Genomic DNA, 20,967 nt, shown 5'->3' on the forward strand with positions numbered 1-20,967 from the left:
TTGGCCGTTGCCAGACGCTGGTGAGTCAGTGCTCGGTGATATTGTGGACGCCGATCGTATCGCTCAGATCGCGCAGTTCGGCGAGCGTGGCGCCGATGCACAGCGACTTCATCTCGTAGGTGTGGCGCCCGTCGACAAAGAGCAGCGACTGCGAAAGAAACTCTTGCCCGTCATTCCGAACGCTGACCAGTTCCAGCAAGCTCAAACGGCCTTGCTGTCGCCTTGTCATTGTGATCCGCGCCCAAGGCTCTTCCGGCGCTTCGGCCAACCCTTTGAGGCGCGCGGCCTCTTTTTCGACTTCGGTCGTTTCATCGGGCATCGAACCGTTGAAACCGAGGAAATCGAACCTGGTGAGGTTTACCTCGCAGGACGCCGATGATCGGGCAGGCGTCTTCCAGCGATAGGTAACCCAGTAGGCGGCGATATCGCGCCCGATGTCACGCCCGGGGCCCTCCATGTCGAGAGCGGCGTTTGGCTCAATCCTGAATATCCCGCCGAATGCATTGAGGCCGGTGCCACCCACCACCTGGACTCCGGAAGTCTGGGCCTCCGCGTTCAAGGGCAAAAGCGCTAAGGCGAGGATGGCAAGTGTGATCGGTCTTTTGCGCATTGGCCCCCTCAGTCCGGCAACCAAGCTAGACAAGCACCCAAATTGGCGCAAGCGAACTCCGTCATTCGCCCCTCCCCGCTTGACCGGCCATGTGTTGTCGCGGCAAGGCTTTGCGTTCTTCCGCCGTCCGGCGGTCTGGCGAGGGAATTTCATGCGGAACATGTTCTTGGGGCGGTGGCTCATCGTGCTGGCGGCGCTGACGGGTGCCGGCTTCCCGGCAAACGCCCAATCCTTTGCCGAGGGCAGCTTCGATTCGGCTATCCCCACGCTGACGGCCACGGTCGGCCATGCGCCGGGCAGCCGCATCACCTCGCCCGACCAGACCTATGCCTACCTCAAGGCGCTGGCCGAGGCCGCGCCTGATCGCGCGCAGCTGGTGCAATATGCGGTGAGCTGGGAAGGCCGGCCGCTCTATTACCTCGTGCTCTCCGCGCCGGCGAACATGGCGAGGATCGATGCGATCCGCGCCGATATGGCGAACATCGCCGCCGGACGCGCGGGCAATGGATCGGCGCTGCCGGTCACCTGGCTCGCCTATGGCGTTCACGGCAACGAGATTTCCTCGACCGATGCCGCGTTGATGACCGCCTATCACCTGCTTGCCGCGCAGGGTGACGAACGCGCGGCGAAGATCATGGCGAACACCATCGTGGTGGTCGACCCGATGCAGAACCCCGATGGCCGGGCGCGCTTCGTGAACAACTTCCTCGCCTCGACAGGGATCGTCCCCGATGCCGACCGGCAGGCCGCCGAGCATGACGAGCCGTGGCCGAGCGGGCGGGTCAATCACTACATGTTCGATTTGAACCGCGACTGGTTCACGCTTTCCCAGCCCGAGACCCGCGGCAAGGTGGCCGCGATCCGCCAGTGGAACCCGGTCGTGGTGGTCGACTTGCACGAAATGGGCGGGGACGAGACTTACTTCTTCTCGCCCGCTGCCCAGCCCTTTAGCCCCAACCTCACCCCGGCACAGATCCGCGCCTATGAACTGATCGGTCGCTACAACGCGGCTGCCTTCGACGCGCGCGGCGAGCCCTATTTCACGCGTGAGGTGTTCGACCTGTTCTACCCGGGTTACGGCGACACCTGGAACGCGCATCAGGGCGCAGTCGGATCGACCTACGAGCAAGGCTCGGCACGCGGGCTGGTGTTTGCCCGGCGCGACGGGACCGAACTGACCTATGCCGACGGGGTGGAGAACCACTTCACCGCCAGCTTGGCGACCGCCGCTGCGGTGGCCGACAATCCGCAAAAGTTCCTTTCAGACTTCGCGGCCTATCGCGCAGGCAATGCCAGCGGCGCTGCCGGACGCGGGGCCTATGTCATCGATCTCGGCAAGCGGCGCTGGAATGCAGAGCGCCTGGGCCGGAGGCTCGCTGCGCAAGGCATCACGGTGCTGCGCCGCGAAGGGAGCGCCAGCGTCTGCGGCAAGTCCTATCCGTCCGGTTACCTCGCTGTCCCGCAGGCCCAACCTGCCGCCCGGCTGATCCGCAGCCTGCTCGACCGCGACACGCCGTTGCCGCCTGACTTCCTTGCCGAACAGGAACGCCGCCGCTCGGTCGATCTGCCGCACGAACTCTATGACGTGACCGCCTGGTCGGTGGGACCGATGGCGGGCGTCGACGTGGCGCTTTGCAATACCACCGTAAGCGGCGACCCGCTGAGCCCCGATGCGCCGATCATAGCCAAGGCGGAAGGTAGCGGAGCGTTTGCCATAGCCGTGCCGTGGACCGATGGCGGTCAGGCCCGTCTGGTCACGCTGGCCCTGCGCGAAGGGATCGAGGGCCGCGTCACCGACAAGGCGTTCACCACTGCAGGCCGCGAGTTTCCGCGTGGGACCGTGGTGTTCCCGGCCGGATCGAACAGCCCTGAAAAGATGGCACGCCTCGCCGCGCTGGCCAGCGAGGTGGGCGCGCATACCGTCGCGCTTGATAGCGGTTGGGTCGACAGCGGGCCGAACCTCGGCAGTGAACGCTTCGTGCGGCTCACCCTGCCACGCGTTGCTGTGGCCTGGGATGACGGGGTGTCGCAGCTCTCGGCGGGCGCGCTGCGCTTTGTGCTCGAACAGCGCATCGGTCTGCCGGTGACGCCGATCCGCACCAGCCGCCTCGCGCGCGCCGACCTCAGCGATTATGACGTGCTGCTGGTGCCCGAGGGTGACCCTTCGGGTGTGCTTGGCGATGGCGGGCAGCGCGCGGTGCGCAGCTTCGTCCAGCGCGGCGGGGTGCTGGTGGCGATCGGCGAAAGCCTGGAAAGCTTCAGCGGCGGCGATAACCCGCTGCTTGCCGTCAAGCGCGAAGCCGCGCTGGGCCGCGAGCCTGCCGAGGGCGGCGATGCCAAGGGCGCACTGGCCGAGGCGGTCGCCATCACCAATGACGCAGAGTACCGCGAGGCTATCAAGGATCAGCAGGCCTTGCCCGACACCCTGCCGGGCGCGCTGCTGAATGTGGTGGGCGAGCCGGACCACTTCCTCTCCGCCGGTTACGATGATGGCGCGGTGGTGCTGGCGACGGGGACGCAGATCTTCACCCCGCTCGACCGGGCGAAGGGCATCAACGTGCTGCGCTTCGCCGCGCCCGGCAATCTGATCGCCAGCGGTTATGTGTGGGACGAGAACCGTAAGCAGTTGGCTTACAAGCCCTACCTCGTGGCACAGCCGCAGGGGCGCGGGCTGGTGATCGGCTTCGCGCATGATCCCTCCACCCGCGCCTATCTCGAAGGGCTCGATCTGCTGATTGCCAACGCCGTCCTCGTTGCGCCGTCGCGGGTGCGGTGAGGGCGCGGGCTGACCGCGGACTGATCTAGGAACCTGACACTTATTGTGTCATGCTGATGGGCATGGCGCTGTTCGAGGCCCTTGTTGTCGCCCATGTCGTCACCGGTACGGTGGGGCTGACGGCGTTTTGGGGGCCGATCGTAACCCGCAAGGGCGCGGCCAATCACCGCAAGTGGGGCAAGGTCGCCTGTTTCGGCTTTCTGGGCGCCGGCACGCTGGCCATCGCGATGGCGCTGCTGTCGCTCTACGGGCCGGAGCACCGCCACCCGGAGATCACCGATCGCACTCTCTACGAAGGGCTGTTCGGTTGGATGATGCTGTATCTCGGCGTGTTGACGCTTGGCTTTGTCGACTATGGCCTCGCGGTGGTGCGCCATGCGCGTGACCGGCCCGCACTGCGCCGCTTGCGGCATCAGGCCGTGATCGCTGCGGTGATCGTTTCCGGTGCGTGGTGCGGTTTTTTCGGCTTCAAGGTCGCGCACCCGTTGATGGTGCTGGTAGCCTTCATCGGCATTGTCGCGATGCTGATCCAGCAGCGTTACATCTGGCGCGGTGACGACCCGCCAAAGGGCACGCATGTGGGCGAACATTTCCGCGCGCTGATCGGCATGGGGATTTCCGCCTACACCGCTTTTCTGTCGGTCGGGCTGATCCGGCTGGTGCCCGAGCACGTGTTCAATCCGGCGATCTGGGCGGGGCCGAGCGTCATCGGCGTAAGCCTGATTATCTACTTCACGATCAAGGGCAAACGTACCGCCGCCCCGCGGGCCTCAAGAACGCGCCCACATCCGCAATAAGTTGGCGATGGTCTTGTCGAGGGTCAGCAGCTCGGCGGACTGACCGGGGAGCTGTTGACGCAGCGCAGCGCGCAGGTTTTCCAGATCGAACAGCATCTCGCGCTGCGCGGCATCGGCAACGAGGCTTTCGATCCATCCCACGCAAACAATCCGCGTGCCGCGCGTGACGGGCTTCACCTCGTGGATACTGCCCGATGGGTAGAGCACCAGATGGCCCGGCTCGCCCTTGACTTCCTGGGTCGTGCCGGCGGCATGGATCACCAACTCGCCCCCGTCGTAATCTGCGGGCGGGGTGAGGAAGAGGGTAAAGGACAGGTCGGTGCGCAGCCGTTTTGCGCCGCGTCCCATCAGTGCGTTGTCGACATGGGCACCGTACTTTCCGCCCACCCCCGTTCGGCTGATGATCAATGGCGAGAACCGGCGCGGCTGGGCGGCGGCCTTGATGACGGGATGATCGCCCAGGATGCGGCTGATCTCGTCCTGAAGCCCGCGGCCGGCAGTGCTGTCCATCGCTGCCTGTTCGTTCCGCTTGACCTGCCGCGCGACGGAGCCCGCCGTCTCGCGTCCGTCGCGCCATTCGAGCAGGGCGATGCGCTCGGCGATCGCGGTGAGGTCTTCGGCGTCGGGAATGGCTTGGATGGCAAGGATCATGGCCGGCAGCTCTAGCGCCGCAAGACGCCCTCTGCCAGCAAACGGTTGACCCCGGCGGCGATATCGTCCGGCCCCATCTCGGCCCCGCCGCCCCACACCACATAGCGCAGGCCGACAAAGACGTTCATGCCCATCATCGCCCAGGCCTCAAGTTCACCCAGGCCATCGCGGAATTCGCCCCCGGCGGCCCCGGCGCGCAGCCTTTCAGCGATACGGGCGGCAATGGTCTCGTAGTGTTCGCGGTAACTCGCCGGATCGACGAACTCCGCCTCGTCGATGATCCGGTAGACTTCCTTGTGCTCGGCGGCGAAGTGCAGGAACGCGGCGAGCGCGGCCCGCTCGATCTCCAGCGCGCCCATGCCGTCCGTCAGCGCCGAACGCGCGCTGGTGCGCACTTTCTCGCTCATATCGGCGACGAGCGCGCGGAACAGCGCGTCCTTGCTGTCGAAATAGGTATAGAAGCTGCCCAGCGCCACGCCCGCCCGGCGGGTGATCGAGCTGACCGAGGCTTCGTGGAAGCCCTTCTCGCCAAATTCCTCGGCCGCAGCATCGAGCAGCTTGCGCAACGTCCGCCGCCCACGCTCGGTGCGCGGCGTCTTGGCGTCGCTGCACGCAGCGTCTTCGACTTTTGTCGCGGTGCCCGGACTGTTGCCCATCAGCTACTCCCTCCACGCTTTCGGTAGGACGCGCAAGGGGTACGCACAAGTCTAAACTTGAAAGGTGGTTCAACTTTCAATATCTATGCATCCATAAGAAGGCGACAGGAGAGGAACACCCTATGAGATTCACCAATTATGCCCGCACGGCGCTGCTTGTCGGCACCGCCGGCCTTGCCAGCCTTGCCAATCCCCTCGCCGCGCAGGACAGCGCAGCCGATACAGTCGCGGACGAAGCCCCGGCCGAGAGCGGCGAAATCCTCGTCACCGCGCGCCGCCGTGCAGAGCGCCTGATCGACGTGCCGGTCGCGGTCACATCCTTCGACCAGGCCGATCTACAGCGCACCCAGTCGATCGACCTGTCCGGCCTTCAGGCCGCCGCCCCCAACCTCAACCTCGTTCAGGGCCGTGGCTCGGCCGCGAGCGCCAACATCTTCATCCGCGGCCTCGGCCAGCCTGACGCGCTCCAGACATTCGATCCCGCAGTCGGAATCTATGTCGACGGCGTCTACCTGTCGCGCATTCAGGGCGCGCTGCTCGGCCTGTTCGATGTCGAGCGGATCGAAGTGCTGCGCGGCCCGCAGGGCACGCTCTACGGCAAGAACACCACGGGAGGCGCGATCTCGATCGTCAGCCGCAAGCCCGATCTCGACGATGTCCGCGCCGCCGGTTCGGCGCTCTACGGCAGCTACGACCAGATCGTGCTCAATGGCTATCTCAGCGCGCCGCTGGTCACAGACCGCGTGGCGCTCAGCCTCGCGGGCCAGTATGACAAGCGCGATGGGATCGTCACCGATCCGCGCACGGGACGCAAGTACAACGATCGCGACAGCCTTACCGCGCGCGGCATCCTGCGTGTGCAGGCAACCGACACCATCGAGCTGATTGCGAGCGGAGACTACAACCGCCAGCGCAACGCGCTTACCCTGGGCTACGCCACCGCCAACCTTGGCGGCGTGCGGCCAATCCCTGCCCAGCCCGATGGTGCCTATGACTTCCGCGCCTCCACCAGCTTCACCGGCGACGAAGGCCAGCGGCTCGATCACTGGGGCGCCAGCCTCACTGCCAATGTGGAACTCTCGGATGCGATCACGCTGACCAGCATCACCGCGTGGCGCAAGCTTGAACCCGACCTGTTCATCGACATCGATGCCACTCAGGCCGAGCTCGGCGACGTCTTCGTCGGCATCGACCAGCGTCAGTTCAGCCAGGAAGTCCAGCTGAAGTGGGACACCAGCAACTTCCGCGGCGTGTTCGGGCTGTTCTACCTCAACGAAAATATCCGCTCGCATCAGGAGGCCTATGCCGATGATTTGTTCGGCGTGCCCTTCACCCGCCTGATCGACGACGAGCAGAACACCAAGAGCTACGCGGCCTTCGGTCAGGCGACCTACGACTTCACCGATCGCCTCAGCATCACTGGCGGCCTGCGCTACACCAAGGAAGATCGCCGCTACGACCGTGTCACCACGACCGTCTCAACCTTCGGTCCGCTGAACGGGCTGACCTTCCGCTTCCCGGGCAGCCTGCCCGCGCCGTTCAATCTCGATAACGACATCAGCTTCGATGCCTGGACGCCGAGCGTCACCCTATCGTACAAGCCGGGTGCGGACAGCCAGATCTACGCCTCGGCCTCGCGGGGCTTCAAGTCAGGCGGCTTCAATGGCCGCGCCAACGGCCTCGCCGATCTCACGCTGGTGGTGAACGGCACCTCGCAGCTGGTGACGAACTTCGCGCCCGAGACCGTGTGGACCTACGAAGCAGGTGCCAAGGCAAGCTTCCTCGACGGGCGCGTCTACCTGGCTGGCAACGTCTTCTACAGCGACTTCAAAGATTTCCAGGCCCGTGTCGGTGGCGGCGCGGTGGGCGTCTTCCCGGTGCTCAACGCCGGCAAGATGTCGATCCGTGGCGCAGAGCTGGAAGCCGTGGTCAAGCCGACCAAGGCCTGGACGGTGCGCAGTAGCCTCGGCTATCTCGATGCGCAGTATGAGGAATTCAACGACGGCCGCCGCGCGCCCGCCTTCAGCTGCAACCCGACCGGCACGCAGATCACGTGCGAGCCGGCCTTCGCTCCACCGATCACCTTCAACGTTGCGACCGATTACCGCATCGGACTGGGCAGCGCGGGCAGCCTGACCTTCGCCGGCGATGCGCGCTTCGTCGACAAGCATTTCCTGAGCGTCGACAACCGTGCGGGGCTGGTCGAGGACGGCTACTGGCTCACCAACGCCTTCGTTCGCTTCGATGATGCCAACCGGCGCTTCTATGTGCAGGGCGGGGTGAAGAACCTCACCGACGAACTCTACAGAACCGATGGTCAGGAGTTCAGCTCGGTTGGAAACATCCAGACTGTCTACTTCGGCGACCCGCGCACGTGGAATGTGATGGTCGGCTTCGCGTTCTGAACTCCCCAAGGGGCGGCGGCCTCTGGATAGCCACCGCCGCCCCTGTCTTCATTACCGGGTTACTGCTGGACGGGAGCAGACGGCGGGGTGGGCTTGGTGGCCTGCTCCGCCGTATTCTTGTCCATGAAGCGCTTGGCGACATAGCCGCCGACGCCCAGCGCCACCATCGCGGGCAGGCTGACGCGCGAGATGATGAAAGGCACGGCGGTCGCCAGCACGACGCCAGTCGCTCCGCCTGCTGCCGGATGCTTCTTTGCGACACTTGCGCCAATCGCGGCGCCAATCAATTTACGGATCATATTGCGATACCTCCTCAGCGATGAACCGTGGGGCAGCCCGGTAAGTTCCATCCGATTGCGGCTTTTCTTGATCCGCCCGAGCGGGCATAGCGCGGCCCATGCACGATATCCGCTTTATCCGAGAGAACCCCGAGGCTTTTGATGCGGGCCTTGCCCGGCGCGGGCTTGCACCGCTGGCTGCGGGCCTGATCGCGCTGGACGAAGAACGCCGCGCGGTCACCACGCAGGTGCAGATCGCGCAGAGCCGCCGCAACGAAGCGAGCAAGCTGATCGGCGCGGCGATGGCCAAGGGCGACAAGGACGCAGCCGAGGCGCTGAAGGCCGAAGTCGCCGCGCTCAAGGACGAGATGCCCGCGCTGGAAGCGCGCGCCGACGAGTTGGCGAAGCATCTCAAAGAGGCGCTGGAGATCATCCCCAACCTGCCCGGCGCGGACGTCCCCGATGGCGGCGGCGAGGAGGAGAATGTCGAAGTCTCGCGCTGGGGCACCCCGCGGGAGTTCGATTTCACCGCCAAGGAACACGCCGACATCGCCCCTGCTCTGGGCATGGATTTCGAGACCGGCACCCGGCTGTCGGGCGCACGCTTCACCTTCCTGCGCGGCGGCATGGCACGGCTGCACCGGGCGCTTGGTCAGTTCATGCTCGACGTGCAGACGGGCGAGCATGGCTATGCCGAATGCAACCCGCCAGTGCTCGTCAAGGACGAGGCGATGTACGGCACGGACAAGCTGCCGAAGTTTGCTGAGGATAGCTTCGGCATCTTGAACGAGGCCAAAAAGATCGAAATCGAAACCGACGCGCTAAACGCATCGATCAAATCAGATGGCGAGGCGCTGATAGACTTCCTCGATCTTACTCGGCTGATTAGAAAGAATGTGGAAGACGTAGATGCCATAACTGAATCTGATAATTATCCAGCCTTGGTTGATCAGCTTGATGACATGCTTGCTGCGTACGAAAAGCGCTTACTTGACAGAGTGAAGCGCTCGAATGAAATCGAAGAGCGAGAGGCGCTCGCTCGCAAAAGCAAGCAAATATCTTCACTTTACCTCATCCCCACCAGCGAAGTTTCCCTCACCGCCAGCGTCATGGGCGAGCTGCTCGACGAAGCCGCTCTGCCGATGCGGCTCACCGCGCTCACGCTGTGCTTCCGCTCCGAGGCCGGTGCGGCGGGGCGCGATACGCGGGGGTTCATCCGCCAGCACCAGTTCGAAAAGTGCGAACTGGTCAGCATCGTAAAGCCTGAGGACTCCGAAGCAGAACACCAGCGCATGGTCCGCGCTGCCGAGACCATCCTCGAACGCCTCGCCCTGCCCTATCGCAAGCTTCTGCTGTGCACCGGCGACATGGGCTTCGGCGCGCGCAAGACCTACGACCTCGAAGTGTGGCTCCCCGGTCAGGGCGCCTTCCGCGAGATCAGCTCGTGCTCCAACACCGGCGACTTCCAGGCCCGCCGCATGAACACCCGCTACCGCGTGGCGGGCGAGAAGCGCACCGAGTTCGTCCACACCCTCAACGGCTCCGGCCTCGCGGTCGGGCGCACGCTGGTCGCGGTGATCGAGAACTACCAGAACAAGGATGGCAGCGTGACGGTGCCGGAAGCGCTCAGGCCGTATATGGGCGGGCTTGAGGTCATCACCCCCCAATAACCCCTCCGTCATCCTGAACTTGATTGACCTATGGCCAGCTTCGCTTCCAGGATCCATCGTGCCCCAAACACTGCACGGCGACTGGCAGACCGATGGATGCTGAAACGAGTTCAGCATGACGAGATTGGAGAAAACCGCTGAGAATCCTCCTCACCAATGACGACGGCATCCACGCCCCCGGCCTCAAGGTGCTGGAGGAGATCGCGCGGCAGTTTTCCGACGATATCTGGATCTGCGCCCCGTCCGAGGAGCAATCGGGCGCGGGTCACTCGCTCACCTTGACCCGTCCCGTCCGGCTCCAGACACTGGGCGAGCGACGCTTCGCCGTCACCGGCACGCCCACCGATAGCGTGATGATGGCGCTGCGCACGGTCATGCCCGATGCGCCAGACCTGATCCTGTCCGGCGTCAATCGCGGCGCGAACCTTGCCGATGACATCACCTATTCCGGCACCGTCTCAGCCGCGATCGAGGGCGCGCTGGCCGGCATCCGCTCCATCGCCTTCAGCCAGGTCTATGCCCGCGAAGGCATGGGCGATGACGTGCCCTTCGGCGCGGCCCGCGAATGGGGGCCGAAGGTGTTGAAGCCGCTGATCGACGCGCCGATGGCCGACCGCACGCTCATCAACGTCAACTTCCCGGCACGCGCTCCCGAGGACGTGAAGGGCATCCGCGTCGTGCGGCAAGGCTTCCACGACTACTCGCGCGGCACCCTTGTCGAAGGGCGCGACCCGCGCGGCTACCGCTATTTCTGGTTCGGGCTCGACCAGATCGAGCATACGCTGGACCATGGCACCGATCTGGAAGCAATCGAGGAAGGCTATGTCGCGGTGACTCCGCTGCAGCTCGACCTCACCCATTATTCGACCATCGGCATCCTCGCCGATCGATTCGGCGGCTGAGCGGGCGCGCGCGGATGGCCGAGGAGCCGAGCCGCAATCCGTTCCGGCGCAAGGCGCTGCTGGCTGACCAGTTCCAGCCGCTGCGGCGGCAGGTCAGGATTCCGGTGTGGGGCGATCTCGGCATCCGCATGGGCCTCGCCTTCCTGCTGATCACGCTGGTGATAGCGATCCACTGGTGGGACCGCGCGGGGCTGAAAGATAATCACGACAACGTCATCAGCTTCCTCGACGTCGTCTATTTCACCATGATCAGCATCACGACCACGGGCTTCGGCGATATCGCTCCGATTTCCGACCGGGCGCGGCTGATCGAGGCCGTGATCGTCACCCCGGTGCGCATCGCGGTGCTGTTCATCTTCGTGGGCGCGGCCTACGATTTCGTCATCAAGCGCAGCTGGGAGAAGTTTCGCATGGCTCGCATCCAGGAGCAGCTGACCGATCATGTGGTGGTGCTGGGCTTCGGCGTCTCCGGCGCGCAAAGCGTGGGCGAATTGATCGAACGCGGGGTCGATCCGCGCTGCATCGTCGTAATCGACCCGTCCGAGGAACGCCTGACCGAAGCGGAAAAGCTTGGCGTCAATGTCATGGCCGCCGATGCGACGCGTGACGAAACGCTGAAAGCGGTCAGGATCGCGCAGGCCGCCAGCGTGCTGGTGAGCGCCGGGCGCGACGATACCTCGATCCTGATGGTGCTGACCGTGCGCCACCTCGCGCCCAAGGTTCCGATCAGCGTGGTGGTGCGCGCAGAGGATAATGAGCTGCTGGCGCGGCAGGCGGGCGCGAACAACGTCATCAACCCGGTGCGTTTCACCGGCCTGCTGCTGGCCGGCAGCGTCAAGGGTGCACACATCGCCGATTATCTCGCCGACCTCGCCAGCGTCGGTGGGCGGGTGCAACTGGTCGAGCGCGAGGTGAGCGCGGCAGAATGCGGCAAGTCGATCACCGACCTCAAGAGCGGCGGACAGGGCCTGCGGGTCTATCGCAATGGCCGCGCCATCGGCTTCTGGGAGGACGAGTGCCAGATGCTCCAGCCAGGCGATGTGGTGGTGGAAATCGTTCCGACCGCGCAGAGCGAGAACGGCTCAGCGGGTTAGGCCCTGAACCACACGTACACCCCGCCCATCGCCGCCATGCCGACGAGGAAATGGCCAGCATCGATCAGGAACAGCGCGAGCGGTTTGCGCAGGTAGAGATAGTTGATCCCGATCGCCGGGATCATCACCCCGATCGCAAATCCGACCGCCATCATCATCACCACGAATTGCGGCGGATCGGTGCGAGCCACGAGGTGCCACAGCACCATCGCGATCAGCATCTCGAAGGCAAAGGTCAGCGCGAAGATCAGCCCCATGTTGCCGCTCTTGAGCTGGGTGTTCGAAAGCCCGGCCGCGCGCTGCCAAGGCTTGGCGAAGATCACCCCGTACCACAGGGCGCCCACGGCAAAGAACGCTGCGGTTCCCGCCAGCACCGGCCACAGGGCGAAATCACTCATGCTTGCTCTCCTCGCTGCAGCGTCATGCTACCGCAAAGCGCGCACAAGGGGTAGCGCCAGGGCGCGCCTAGATGACGTAAGCGAATTCCTCGGCGCCCGGTGCAGGCTTGCGGCCGCGCATTTCAGCGTCGAGTTGCACCACTGTGCGGCTCGCGGTTTTGACGAACAGGCCCGGGATGATGGCGTGGACCATGCATGCCAGACCCCCGACTACCATCCGCCATCCAAAGCTGAGTGCGGTCCGGGCGTGCTGGCCATAGGTCTCGCCGATGGCGCGCGGGTGGTCTGTGAAGAGCTTCGTGATCATGCTCTCCCAGATGCCCCGCCAGACCTGCGCCCGTCAACCCTAGCGCTAGGGCCGCACACAGTGTAGGGGCGCGCCGCAATGAACACCGCCAGCACCACCGCCCCTACCGTCCTCCCCGACCAGAAGAAGATCGGGATGGTCAGCCTCGGCTGCCCCAAGGCGCTCGTCGATTCCGAGCGGATTCTCACTCGCCTGCGCGCCGATGGCTATGCCTTTGCCGAGGATTATGCGGGCGCGGATGTGGTGCTGGTCAACACCTGCGGCTTCCTCGATTCCGCCAAGGAAGAAAGCCTTGCCGCGATCGGCGAGGCGATCGCCGAAAACGGCCGCGTAATCGTGACCGGCTGCATGGGCGAAGAGGCGGACGCGATCCGCGCCGCGCATCCGGCAGTGCTCGCGGTGACTGGCGCGCACCAGTACGAGCAGGTCGTGGAGGCGGTCCACCTGCACGCCCCGCCGAGCCAGGGGCCGTTCGTCGACCTGATCCCGCAGCCTGACATCAAGCTGACGCCGCGCCATTACAGCTACCTCAAGATATCCGAGGGCTGCAATCACTCCTGCGCCTTCTGCATCATCCCGGACCTGCGCGGGAAACTCGCCAGCCGCCGCATTGATGCCTGCTTGCGCGAAGCGGAGAAACTGGTCGCCGCCGGCACCAGGGAACTCCTCATCATCTCGCAGGACACCAGCGCCTACGGGGTCGATATCCGCCACGAACCGCGCGAGTGGAAAGGCCGGGAAGTGCGTGCGCACATGACCGATCTGGCGCGCGAGCTTGGCGGGCTGCGCACTCCCGAAGGCAACGCGCCGTGGGTGCGGCTCCACTACGTCTACCCCTACCCCCACGTCGATCAGGTCATCCCGCTGATGGCCGAGGGGCTGCTGACGCCCTATCTCGATATCCCGTTCCAGCACGCCAGCCCCAAGGTGTTGAAGCTGATGCGCCGGCCCGCCAACGAGGCAAAGGTATTGGAGCGGCTGAAGTCATGGCGCGAAATCTGCCCCGACATCGCGATCCGCAGTTCCTTCGTGGTCGGCTTCCCGGGCGAGACCGAGGAGGACTTCCAGTACCTTCTCGACTGGCTGGAAGAAGCCCAGCTCGACCGCGTGGGTGCCTTCCGCTTCGAACCGGTTGAGGGCGCGGCTGCCAATGCGCTCCCCGATCAGGTGCCGGAGGCAATCAAGGAAGAACGCTACGCCCGGATCATGGAAGTGACCGAGCGGATCAGCGCCGCCAAGCTTGCTGCCAAGGTCGGCCGGACGCTGCCCGTCATCATCGACGAGGTTGGCGAGCCCGACGAAGACGGTGACATCGGCGCGAGCGGCCGCAGCCAGGCCGACGCGCCCGAGATCGACGGTGCGGTGTACCTGCGCAATGTGCCGGAGACGCTCGCCCCCGGCGATATCGTCAACGTCACCATTGAAGATGCCGATGCCCACGACCTGTTCGGGGTGATCGCGCGTTAACCCCTGCCCTTCGCCCGTCCCCCGCAGGGACGCAGCGTGGTTAACCGCTGGTAACGCTTCGGCTAACGCGGCATATTCGCGGGCATGATCCGTATCCTCGTCTTCCTCATCGCCGTAGCGGTGCTGCAATTCGCAGCCTTCGCGCAGTCCAATGTCGACCGTGCTGCCGATGCCGCAGAAGTCGTGGCGGCGCGCGCCGCGGATACATTCGAGGAGATCGACCCCGATAGCCAAGTGCCTGCGCTAGACGATGCGGCAGCAGTCTATGCCGGCCTGCCGCCGCTGGAGGTCGCGGCACCGGTGATTGAGGCTGAAGAACCGCGCGGTCCGGCGATCCGGATGATGCCAATCGATGTCGCGCAGCCGCTTCCCGTCGCTGCGCCGATGCCGGTCGCCGTCCCGACGCCCGCCACTCTGACGCGCACCAGCAGCAATCCCTTCGTCATCAAGTCGATCCTGCCTATCGAAGGCACCATCCGTTACGGCGACTGGTTCTGGGACGAAGGCGCCGCACCGCGCACCGGCGCACTGGTCATAACCGTCGACCTGGACGCGCGCGTGATCAGCGCCTTCCGTGACGGGCACGAGATCGGGACCGCAGTGGTGCTGGTAGGCACGCAGGACCACCCCACCCCGCTCGGCACCTTCCCGATCCTGACCAAGGAGAAGGACAATGTCTCCGAGAAATACAATAATGCGCCCATGCCCTGGACGCTGCGTCTGACGTGGGACGGGATCGCGATCCACGGTTCGCCGGTGATGAACGGCTATGCCAGCCACGGCTGCATCGGCGTGCCTGACGATTTCGCCTCGAAGCTGTTCGCCGCCAGCAAGCGCGGGGACAAGGTAATCATCACCCGCGGGCGGATGATCGGGGTTGGCGACAAGGTGCTCTAGCGCGCGATCAATTCAAAGAACGCGCAGGTTCCGGCCGGAAGCGCCACACGCGCATCATCACGCCAACCTTTTCGACCCGCTCCACCCCCGGCACCGCCAGCACGCCGCCCAAGGAGGCGTTCTCGCCCGCCCAGAGCCGGTCCCAAGCCCGCGCAGCCTCGGCCCGGGTGGCGTGCCCGCCCAGCGCGGCGATGATCGCGAGGATCGTCTCGATGGCAATCACCCGCGGAACGTTGGCGCAATAGGTGTAGCCCAGCCCGCCCGGCGCGCTGTCATCGCGCATCACCATCTCGTGCCAGTCCAGCTCGGCATACCAGTTCAGCGCCTGCCAGCTTTCAGCGAGATGCGCGGCGCTCGCGGCGATCTGCACCGGATCGAGCCAATCGGCCTCGTCCAGCCGGGCGCGCAATCGGGCGCGGTCGAAATCGGGATTGGTGTTGGACGGATCGAGCGCGGGGGTGATCCCGGCATCTTCTACCACTGCCGACAGCTCGGGTTTGCGCCAGCCGAGCAGCGGGCGCAGCAGCACGACATCGGTCCCGTCAATGGTTGTGCTGGCCCGCACGCCGGCAAGGCCCGCCAGCCCGCTGCCCCGGTTGAGGCGCATCAGCAGCGTTTCGGCCTGATCGTCGGCATGGTGCGCCGTCGCGACCGCGCCCAATCCTGCTTCTTGCGCCCACTCCGCCAGCGCCGCGTAGCGCGCCTCGCGCGCTTTGGCCTGCACATTGCCGGGGGCGAGCGTGACAGTCAGCGGCGTGAAGGGAATGCCCCGCTCGGCAGCGATCCGCTCGACCAGGGCGACTTCGCCCGCAGCCTCGGGGCGCAGGCCGTGATCGATGCTGGCGACCGCGATCCGCCCCGGCATCGTCGCATGGGCGAGCAACAGCAGTGCGAGGCTATCCGGCCCGCCCGATACCGCCAGTCCCAGCGGGCCGCTCCGCTCGTCTTCGGGCCACAGCGCCCCCAGATCGGCAGCGAAGCGCGCGGGAAGGTCTAGCTGCACTTCACCTTCGCGCGGTTCGCCTGATAGTCGGTGGCGAGCCGCCCCGATGCGATCAGCGGATAGGTCTCGGCAAATTCGGCCAGCGCGATGCAGGCACGCTTGGTATCCTTCATCGCGATCATCGATGCGCCAAGGTACAGCAGGCTGTCCGGCGCACGGTCACCGGCCTTGTTGGCCTGATAGTTCTTGAGGAACCACTGCGCGGCCTCCTTGGGCATATTGTCGTCAAGGAAGGCACGGCCCAGCAGGTTGCGCCCGAAGCTGATGCGGGTGTGGTTGGGATATTGCTCGACGAAGCGGGTGAGCTGCTGGCGCGCTTCGGGGAAGAACCCGGCGCTCCACAGGCGGAAGCCGTAGGAATACTCGTCATCGCCCGCGTCGGCTGTCTGCGGCTTGGCGATTGCCTGCACCGCAGCAAGACGCGAGGCGCTAGGCGCGGCGACGCTGGCGGCCGGGGCAGGAGTTGGCGCAGGCACGGTGGGCGCGGGTGTGGTCTGGACCGGGGGACGCACCGCAGGCGTGGTCGCCGCCGCAGGGACAACCACCGGCGTAGTCGCCGCGGGTTGCACAGCTGGCAGGTTCGCCGCAGGTGCATCGATCGGCACATTGCCTGCCGTTTCGAGAGCCGCCAGCCGCAATTCCATCTGCGAGAGCGCGTTAGCCTGCTCTTCCGAACGCGCGGTGAGCGCCTGCAACTGCCTTTCCAAAGCATCGAGACGGATGAGGATGTCGGTCACCGCGGTGGTCGAAGGCGCGCTGGTGCCGATTGCCGGTGCGGGCGTGGTGGCCGACCCTTGCGTGCCCGGGCCGATCTGGGGCTCGAAGAAACGCCCGTCACCGCCGGGGAAGACCTTGCGCTGGAGAGCGCGGACCTCGGCCTCGATCTTGCGGATACGTGCTTCGTCCGCGGTCTCCTGCGCGGCGACCGGTACGGGCATGGTGGCAATGGTTGCAGCGGTGGCCGCCATCAACGCCGCACCGGCAAGGCGCAGCGGGATCATCTTGAGGGCAGAAGTTCGCAGGTCGGGGGTCATGGCTCGTCAGGCTCCCTGGCAATGGTTGCGACTGCGTGGCGCACACCACATGAACATGTCCCGAATCCCTGCCGCGCCCTGCGGCCCAAGTCGAGAGCGGCAAGTCACCTAATCAACGGGAAAAACGGTTAACGCTGCGGCGCGCGATCAGGCGAAGGTGCGGTTTCGGTTGGCGCGGCTATGTCCGGAGTCGGCGCGGGCGCAGCAGTATCGGTTCGGCGGGCGGACAGGTTCTGGCGCACCGGACGCGTCGGCGGAGTGGCGTTACCTGCCAGCGGTGTTACCGCTCCGGCCGCAGGAGCGGTTGTCCGTGCGGCCAATGCCTTCGCCGATACCGCAATGCCGGAGATTGTTTCCGGCCGATCCGAAAGCTTGGGGACCTGCTGGCCGCCAATCGTCACCGCCAGCGCATCGGGCCGCCCGGTGTTGATCCGCGGATCGACTGCCGCCGCTGGCACTTCGACCGACTCGCCCTGCTTGAGTGTCCGTTCGGTCAGCCGCTCGCCCCCTTCTTCGTAAAGCCGTACCCAGATGCCGTCCTCAAGCGCGGTCAGCACCACCGCGCCGCCCGGCGCTGCGACGGGCGCAGGGGCGGGTTGGGCTGCAACCGGTGCAGACGGCGCTGCAGACTCGGGTGACAGCAGCGAACCCGGCTCAGTCCCGGCACCGAAATAGCTGTTGTAGAAGGCAAAGATCCCGATAGCGAACACCAGCACCGCCGCCGCCGCCGCCCAGGCGAGACCCGCCGAAGGAAGCCGTGCCGGATCGCCCGGCTCCATCCCGGAAGACGGTGCCGTCCGCCGCATCGAACCGTCGGCCAGTGCAACGCGCACCGCATCGGTGATGGCCGCGTCATTAAGGCCTACCGCTTTGGCGAAGGTCCGCGAAAAGCCGATCGCATAGGCGCGCGACGGCAGGCTTTCGAAATCGCCCGCCTCGATCGCTTCGAGATGGCGCAGCGGAATGCGCGTCTCGGCAGCGATATGCGCCAGATCAAGGCGCAGCGCCTCGCGCGCCGCGCGCAAGGTCCCGCCCGGTCCGGAAACAACCGGCTCTTGCGCAGTGTCTGCGCTGTTCTGTTCTTCGCTGTCCATGACCCGGGTCCGCGCCTTCTTGCGAGGCTTTATATGAGGTAGTGTGCGTGTATTGTTCCTGAACCGGACTCACCCGCTGGGCTGCGTCCTGTCAAGCGTTGCTATAGCTCGTTGCCGCAGACCGCGCACGTCTGTCGGCGAGCCGAGTTCAATCATATTCTATATCGCGTGCATCGGCCCAAGCCGACAGCTGTTCGCGCAGATTGAGTTCGGGATTGGCGAGCCATGCGGTCATCGCGGTGGTCAGTTCGGCCAGGTCGACCTTGCGCACCAATTCCTTGATCGGGCCGACCGCCGCGGGGGTGATCGAGAGGCGGCGGTAACCGATCCCCATCAGCGCCAGCGCTTCCAGCCTGCGTCCGCCCATTTCGCCGCACACGCCGATATCCACGCCGCTGCCGACGCTGTTCTGCATCACGCGGCGCAGGAAACGCAGGATCGAGGTGCTGAGCCAGTCATAACGCTCGGCCAGCTTGGGGTTGGCGCGGTCGGCCGCGAACAGGAACTGGGTCAGATCATTGGTGCCGATCGACAGGAAGCTGAGGCGCGGCAACAGCAGGTCGAGCACCTCGGCGAGCGCAGGCACCTCCAGCATCGCGCCGAAGTGGATACGTTCGGGCAGCAGCTTCTTCTGCGCGCGCAAGTAGGCGAGCTGTTCGTCGAAGACGGTCTTGGCCGCGTCGAACTCCCAGGGTTCGGACACCATCGGGAACATGACATAGAGCGAACGCCCCGCCGCCGCTTCGAGCAGCGAGCGCGCCTGGATTTTCATCAGGCCTTCGCGTTCCAGTGCGAGGCGCAGCGCGCGCCAGCCCATCGCGGGGTTCTCGTCCTGCGCGGCAATCTCGCTGGCGAGATATGGTACCGACTTGTCGCCCCCGATGTCGACGGTGCGGAAAATCACCGGCTTGTCCCCCGCCGCCTCGAGCACATCGCGGTAGAGCCGCGTCTGGCGCTCGCGCTGCGGCAAGGTGGCCGAAACGAGGAACTGGAATTCGGTGCGGAACAGCCCGACCCCGTCTGCGCCGGTCATGGCGAGCGAGCTCATGTCGTCGCGCAGCCCGGCGTTCATCATCACCTGAATGCGGGTGCCGCAGCGGGTGAAAGGCTCGACATCGCGCAGGGATGCATAGGCCGCCTGTTTTTCCCGGCTCTTGGCAAAGCGCGCCTGAAACGCATCGGCGACCTGCGGCAGCGGGCGGACGATGGCATTGCCCGCGGTTGCATCGAGCAGGATCTCGTCGCCTTCGCGGATCGTGCCGCGCACGGCTTTGGTCCGGCCGATCACCGGCACGTTCATGGCGCGCGCCACGATCACCACATGCGCGGTGAGCGAGCCTTCCTCGAGGATCACGCCCTTCAGCCGCCGCTTGTCATATTCGAGCAGCTCTGCCGGACCCAGGTTGCGCGCGATCAGGATCGCGTCCTTGCGCAGTCCTTGCGAGGCCGCGGTGCCGACCTGTCCGGCGACGATCCTGAGCAGCCGGTTCGCCAGATCCTCCAGATCGTGCATCCGGTCGGCGAGCAACGGATCATCGATTTCGCGCATGCGCATGCGGGTGTGCTGCTGCACGCGCTCGATCGCGGCTTCGGCGGTGAGGCCGCTATCGATCGCCTCGTTGATGCGCCGCGACCATCCTTCGTCGTAGGCGAACATCTTGTAGGTCTCGAGCACCTCTTCGTGTTCGCCGCCAGCGCCGAATTCAGCCTGACTGGCGAGCGTGTCGATCTGCTCGCGCATCCGGTCGAAGGCGCGGTAGACGCGCTGACGCTCGGCCTCGGTATCTTCGGCCATCACTTGCGTAATTTCGACACGCGGCTGGTGATAGACGGCAACGCCCGCGCCCAGCCCCTTCACCAGCGTCAGGCCGGTGATGGTCTGCGGCCCGGTCTGCTCCTGAGTCAGGCCGCGCGCTTCTTCTTCATCGACCAGTTCGGCATTGGCGATCAGTTCGCTCAATACCATCGCAGTGGTCTGCAGCGCCTCGATCTCGACTTCTTCGTAACGGCGCGGTTCGACATGCTGGACGCACAGCACGCCCACCGCACGGGCGCGGTAGACGATAGGGACACCGGCAAAGGAGTGGAACTTCTCCTCGCCCGTTTCGGGGCGGTACTGGAAGTCGGGGTGGGCCTTGGCCTCGGCGAGATTGAGCGTTTCGACCTTCTGCGCAATCGCGCCGGTCAGCCCTTCACCAATTGCCATGCGGGTGACGTGCACCGCGCTCTGGTTGAGACCGCGGGTCGCGAACAGCTCGAGCATGCCCTCGCGCAGAAGGTAGATCGAGCAGACCTCGCTAGACAGGCATTCGCCGATGATTTCGACCACCTGATCGAGCTTGCCCTGCGCGTGCATGCGCGAGGCCATCACCTCGGTCAGGCGGGTCAGGATCTGGCGGGCGGAGGCGGCGGCGGACATCACCATGCCGGTTTACGGGTGCGGCCTGTAACCTGCAATGGTGCAGATGACGAAACCCCCGCCGCTCCGCCCTTTGATCAGGGCGTCAATGTCCCGAGATTTCTTCCTTCAATCGCAGCTTCTGCTTCTTGAGAGACTGGATCATCGCGGTGTCGGGCACGGGCCGGGCCATTTCCTGGCGCAGGCGGGCCTCAAGGCCGGCGTGCTTGCTCTGGAGGGCGTGGAGGTGGGAAGACACTGCGGTCGATGCCATTATGCGTTCTCCTATCGTAGCGGGGGGATGCCCCCGGACAGGCGACTCGGCACATGACGCGGCCGAGCCGCAGGTTCGAAAGAACCACAGCGAGGGTAACTTGCAAAGCCCTGATGGATCGTAAATCGGCGCATCCGTATGTGGCTGAGACGAACCGCGTCGCAGCATTCGTTTCGCAACGGCGTGAAAACTGTGTGTGACATCTACCAAAGCATCACGGGAACGCGTAGCGCAGCGCTGCATTTGGGCGGCAGTG

Annotated in this window: 19 protein-coding genes; 8 read left to right on the forward strand and 11 right to left on the reverse strand. The window is 65.3% G+C overall.

Features of this window, described 5'->3' with window-relative positions:
* Nucleotides 1–25 precede the first annotated feature (25 nt).
* Nucleotides 26–763 (reverse strand): hypothetical protein, encoded by a 738-nt coding sequence (locus KVF90_RS16410; protein WP_264392630.1) that lies wholly within the window; start codon nt 761–763, stop codon nt 26–28.
* Here KVF90_RS16410 and KVF90_RS16415 point away from each other — a divergent pair.
* Together KVF90_RS16415 and KVF90_RS16420 are read left to right on the forward strand one after the other, a co-directional pair.
* Nucleotides 762–3,386 carry a M14 metallopeptidase family protein gene (locus tag KVF90_RS16415; protein WP_264392631.1) on the forward strand — a complete coding sequence of 875 codons (2,625 nt, stop codon included), beginning with the start codon at nt 762–764 and terminating at the stop codon, nt 3,384–3,386. The genes KVF90_RS16410 and KVF90_RS16415 overlap by 2 nt on opposite strands.
* A 50-nt stretch (nt 3,387–3,436) precedes the next feature.
* Nucleotides 3,437–4,183, forward strand: coding sequence for a hypothetical protein (locus KVF90_RS16420; protein WP_264392632.1), 747 nt, complete (start codon nt 3,437–3,439; stop codon nt 4,181–4,183).
* On the opposite strand, the gene KVF90_RS16425 is transcribed toward KVF90_RS16420, so the two are convergent.
* Both KVF90_RS16425 and KVF90_RS16430 read right to left on the reverse strand, forming a co-directional pair.
* Entirely contained in the window at nt 4,157–4,834 is a 678-nt protein-coding gene (locus tag KVF90_RS16425) for a Fe2+-dependent dioxygenase (RefSeq protein WP_264392633.1), read from the reverse strand. The two genes, KVF90_RS16420 and KVF90_RS16425, sit on opposite strands and share 27 nt — an antisense overlap.
* Nucleotides 4,835–4,845: 11 nt before the next feature.
* Complete coding sequence (locus tag KVF90_RS16430; protein ID WP_264392634.1) at nt 4,846–5,490, reverse strand: TetR/AcrR family transcriptional regulator; 645 nt, start codon at nt 5,488–5,490, stop codon at nt 4,846–4,848.
* 122 nt (nt 5,491–5,612) lie between these two features.
* Here KVF90_RS16430 and KVF90_RS16435 point away from each other — a divergent pair, with 122 nt between their 5' ends.
* Nucleotides 5,613–7,895 (forward strand): TonB-dependent receptor, encoded by a 2,283-nt coding sequence (locus KVF90_RS16435; protein WP_264392635.1) that lies wholly within the window; start codon nt 5,613–5,615, stop codon nt 7,893–7,895.
* Between the two features lie 59 nt (nt 7,896–7,954).
* On the opposite strand, the gene KVF90_RS16440 is transcribed toward KVF90_RS16435, so the two are convergent.
* Complete coding sequence (locus KVF90_RS16440; RefSeq protein ID WP_264392636.1) at nt 7,955–8,194, reverse strand: hypothetical protein; 240 nt, start codon at nt 8,192–8,194, stop codon at nt 7,955–7,957.
* Between the two features lie 98 nt (nt 8,195–8,292).
* On the opposite strand from KVF90_RS16440, the gene serS reads away from it, so the two are divergent.
* The 3 genes from serS to KVF90_RS16455 all read left to right on the forward strand — a co-directional run bounded on the left by serS (nt 8,293) and on the right by KVF90_RS16455 (nt 11,839).
* Nucleotides 8,293–9,843 carry a serine--tRNA ligase gene (serS, locus tag KVF90_RS16445; protein WP_264392637.1) on the forward strand — a complete coding sequence of 517 codons (1,551 nt, stop codon included), beginning with the start codon at nt 8,293–8,295 and terminating at the stop codon, nt 9,841–9,843.
* A gap of 137 nt (nt 9,844–9,980) precedes the next feature.
* Nucleotides 9,981–10,745 carry a 5'/3'-nucleotidase SurE gene (surE, locus tag KVF90_RS16450; protein WP_264394572.1) on the forward strand — a complete coding sequence of 255 codons (765 nt, stop codon included), beginning with the start codon at nt 9,981–9,983 and terminating at the stop codon, nt 10,743–10,745.
* Between the two features lie 14 nt (nt 10,746–10,759).
* Complete coding sequence (locus KVF90_RS16455; protein ID WP_264392638.1) at nt 10,760–11,839, forward strand: potassium channel family protein; 1,080 nt, start codon at nt 10,760–10,762, stop codon at nt 11,837–11,839.
* On the opposite strand, the gene KVF90_RS16460 is transcribed toward KVF90_RS16455, so the two are convergent.
* Both KVF90_RS16460 and KVF90_RS16465 read right to left on the reverse strand, forming a co-directional pair.
* Nucleotides 11,836–12,237, reverse strand: coding sequence for a DUF1761 domain-containing protein (locus KVF90_RS16460; RefSeq protein WP_264392639.1), 402 nt, complete (start codon nt 12,235–12,237; stop codon nt 11,836–11,838). The two genes, KVF90_RS16455 and KVF90_RS16460, sit on opposite strands and share 4 nt — an antisense overlap.
* Nucleotides 12,238–12,304: 67 nt before the next feature.
* Nucleotides 12,305–12,544 (reverse strand): DUF6356 family protein, encoded by a 240-nt coding sequence (locus KVF90_RS16465; RefSeq protein WP_264392640.1) that lies wholly within the window; start codon nt 12,542–12,544, stop codon nt 12,305–12,307.
* Nucleotides 12,545–12,622: 78 nt separating this feature from the next.
* Here KVF90_RS16465 and rimO point away from each other — a divergent pair, with 78 nt between their 5' ends.
* Both rimO and KVF90_RS16475 read left to right on the forward strand, forming a co-directional pair.
* The gene (gene rimO / locus KVF90_RS16470) at nt 12,623–14,011 is read left to right on the forward strand and encodes a 30S ribosomal protein S12 methylthiotransferase RimO (protein WP_264392641.1); all 1,389 of its coding nucleotides are present in this window, start codon (nt 12,623–12,625) and stop codon (nt 14,009–14,011) included.
* 84 nt (nt 14,012–14,095) lie between these two features.
* Nucleotides 14,096–14,908, forward strand: coding sequence for a L,D-transpeptidase family protein (locus KVF90_RS16475; protein ID WP_264392642.1), 813 nt, complete (start codon nt 14,096–14,098; stop codon nt 14,906–14,908).
* 7 nt (nt 14,909–14,915) lie between these two features.
* Here the strand turns inward: KVF90_RS16475 and tilS are convergent, their stop codons facing one another.
* The 5 genes from tilS to KVF90_RS16500 all read right to left on the reverse strand — a co-directional run bounded on the left by tilS (nt 14,916) and on the right by KVF90_RS16500 (nt 20,711).
* Nucleotides 14,916–15,911, reverse strand: a complete 996-nt coding sequence (gene tilS, locus KVF90_RS16480; protein WP_264392643.1) for a tRNA lysidine(34) synthetase TilS — start codon at nt 15,909–15,911, stop codon at nt 14,916–14,918.
* On the reverse strand, nt 15,902–16,945 hold the full coding sequence (locus tag KVF90_RS16485) for a tetratricopeptide repeat protein (RefSeq protein WP_319641038.1): 1,044 nt from the start codon (nt 16,943–16,945) through the stop codon (nt 15,902–15,904). The genes tilS and KVF90_RS16485 overlap by 10 nt, the downstream gene beginning before the upstream one ends.
* A gap of 128 nt (nt 16,946–17,073) precedes the next feature.
* Nucleotides 17,074–18,039, reverse strand: coding sequence for a helix-turn-helix domain-containing protein (locus KVF90_RS16490; protein ID WP_264392644.1), 966 nt, complete (start codon nt 18,037–18,039; stop codon nt 17,074–17,076).
* 148 nt (nt 18,040–18,187) lie between these two features.
* The gene (ptsP, locus tag KVF90_RS16495) at nt 18,188–20,458 is read right to left on the reverse strand and encodes a phosphoenolpyruvate--protein phosphotransferase (RefSeq protein WP_264392645.1); all 2,271 of its coding nucleotides are present in this window, start codon (nt 20,456–20,458) and stop codon (nt 18,188–18,190) included.
* Nucleotides 20,459–20,543: 85 nt separating this feature from the next.
* Nucleotides 20,544–20,711 (reverse strand): YdcH family protein, encoded by a 168-nt coding sequence (locus KVF90_RS16500; protein WP_264392646.1) that lies wholly within the window; start codon nt 20,709–20,711, stop codon nt 20,544–20,546.
* Between the last annotated feature and the right edge of the window lie 256 nt (nt 20,712–20,967).

The sequence above is a fragment of the Porphyrobacter sp. ULC335 genome (genome assembly GCF_025917005.1).
Taxonomy (GTDB): Bacteria; Pseudomonadota; Alphaproteobacteria; order Sphingomonadales; family Sphingomonadaceae; genus Erythrobacter.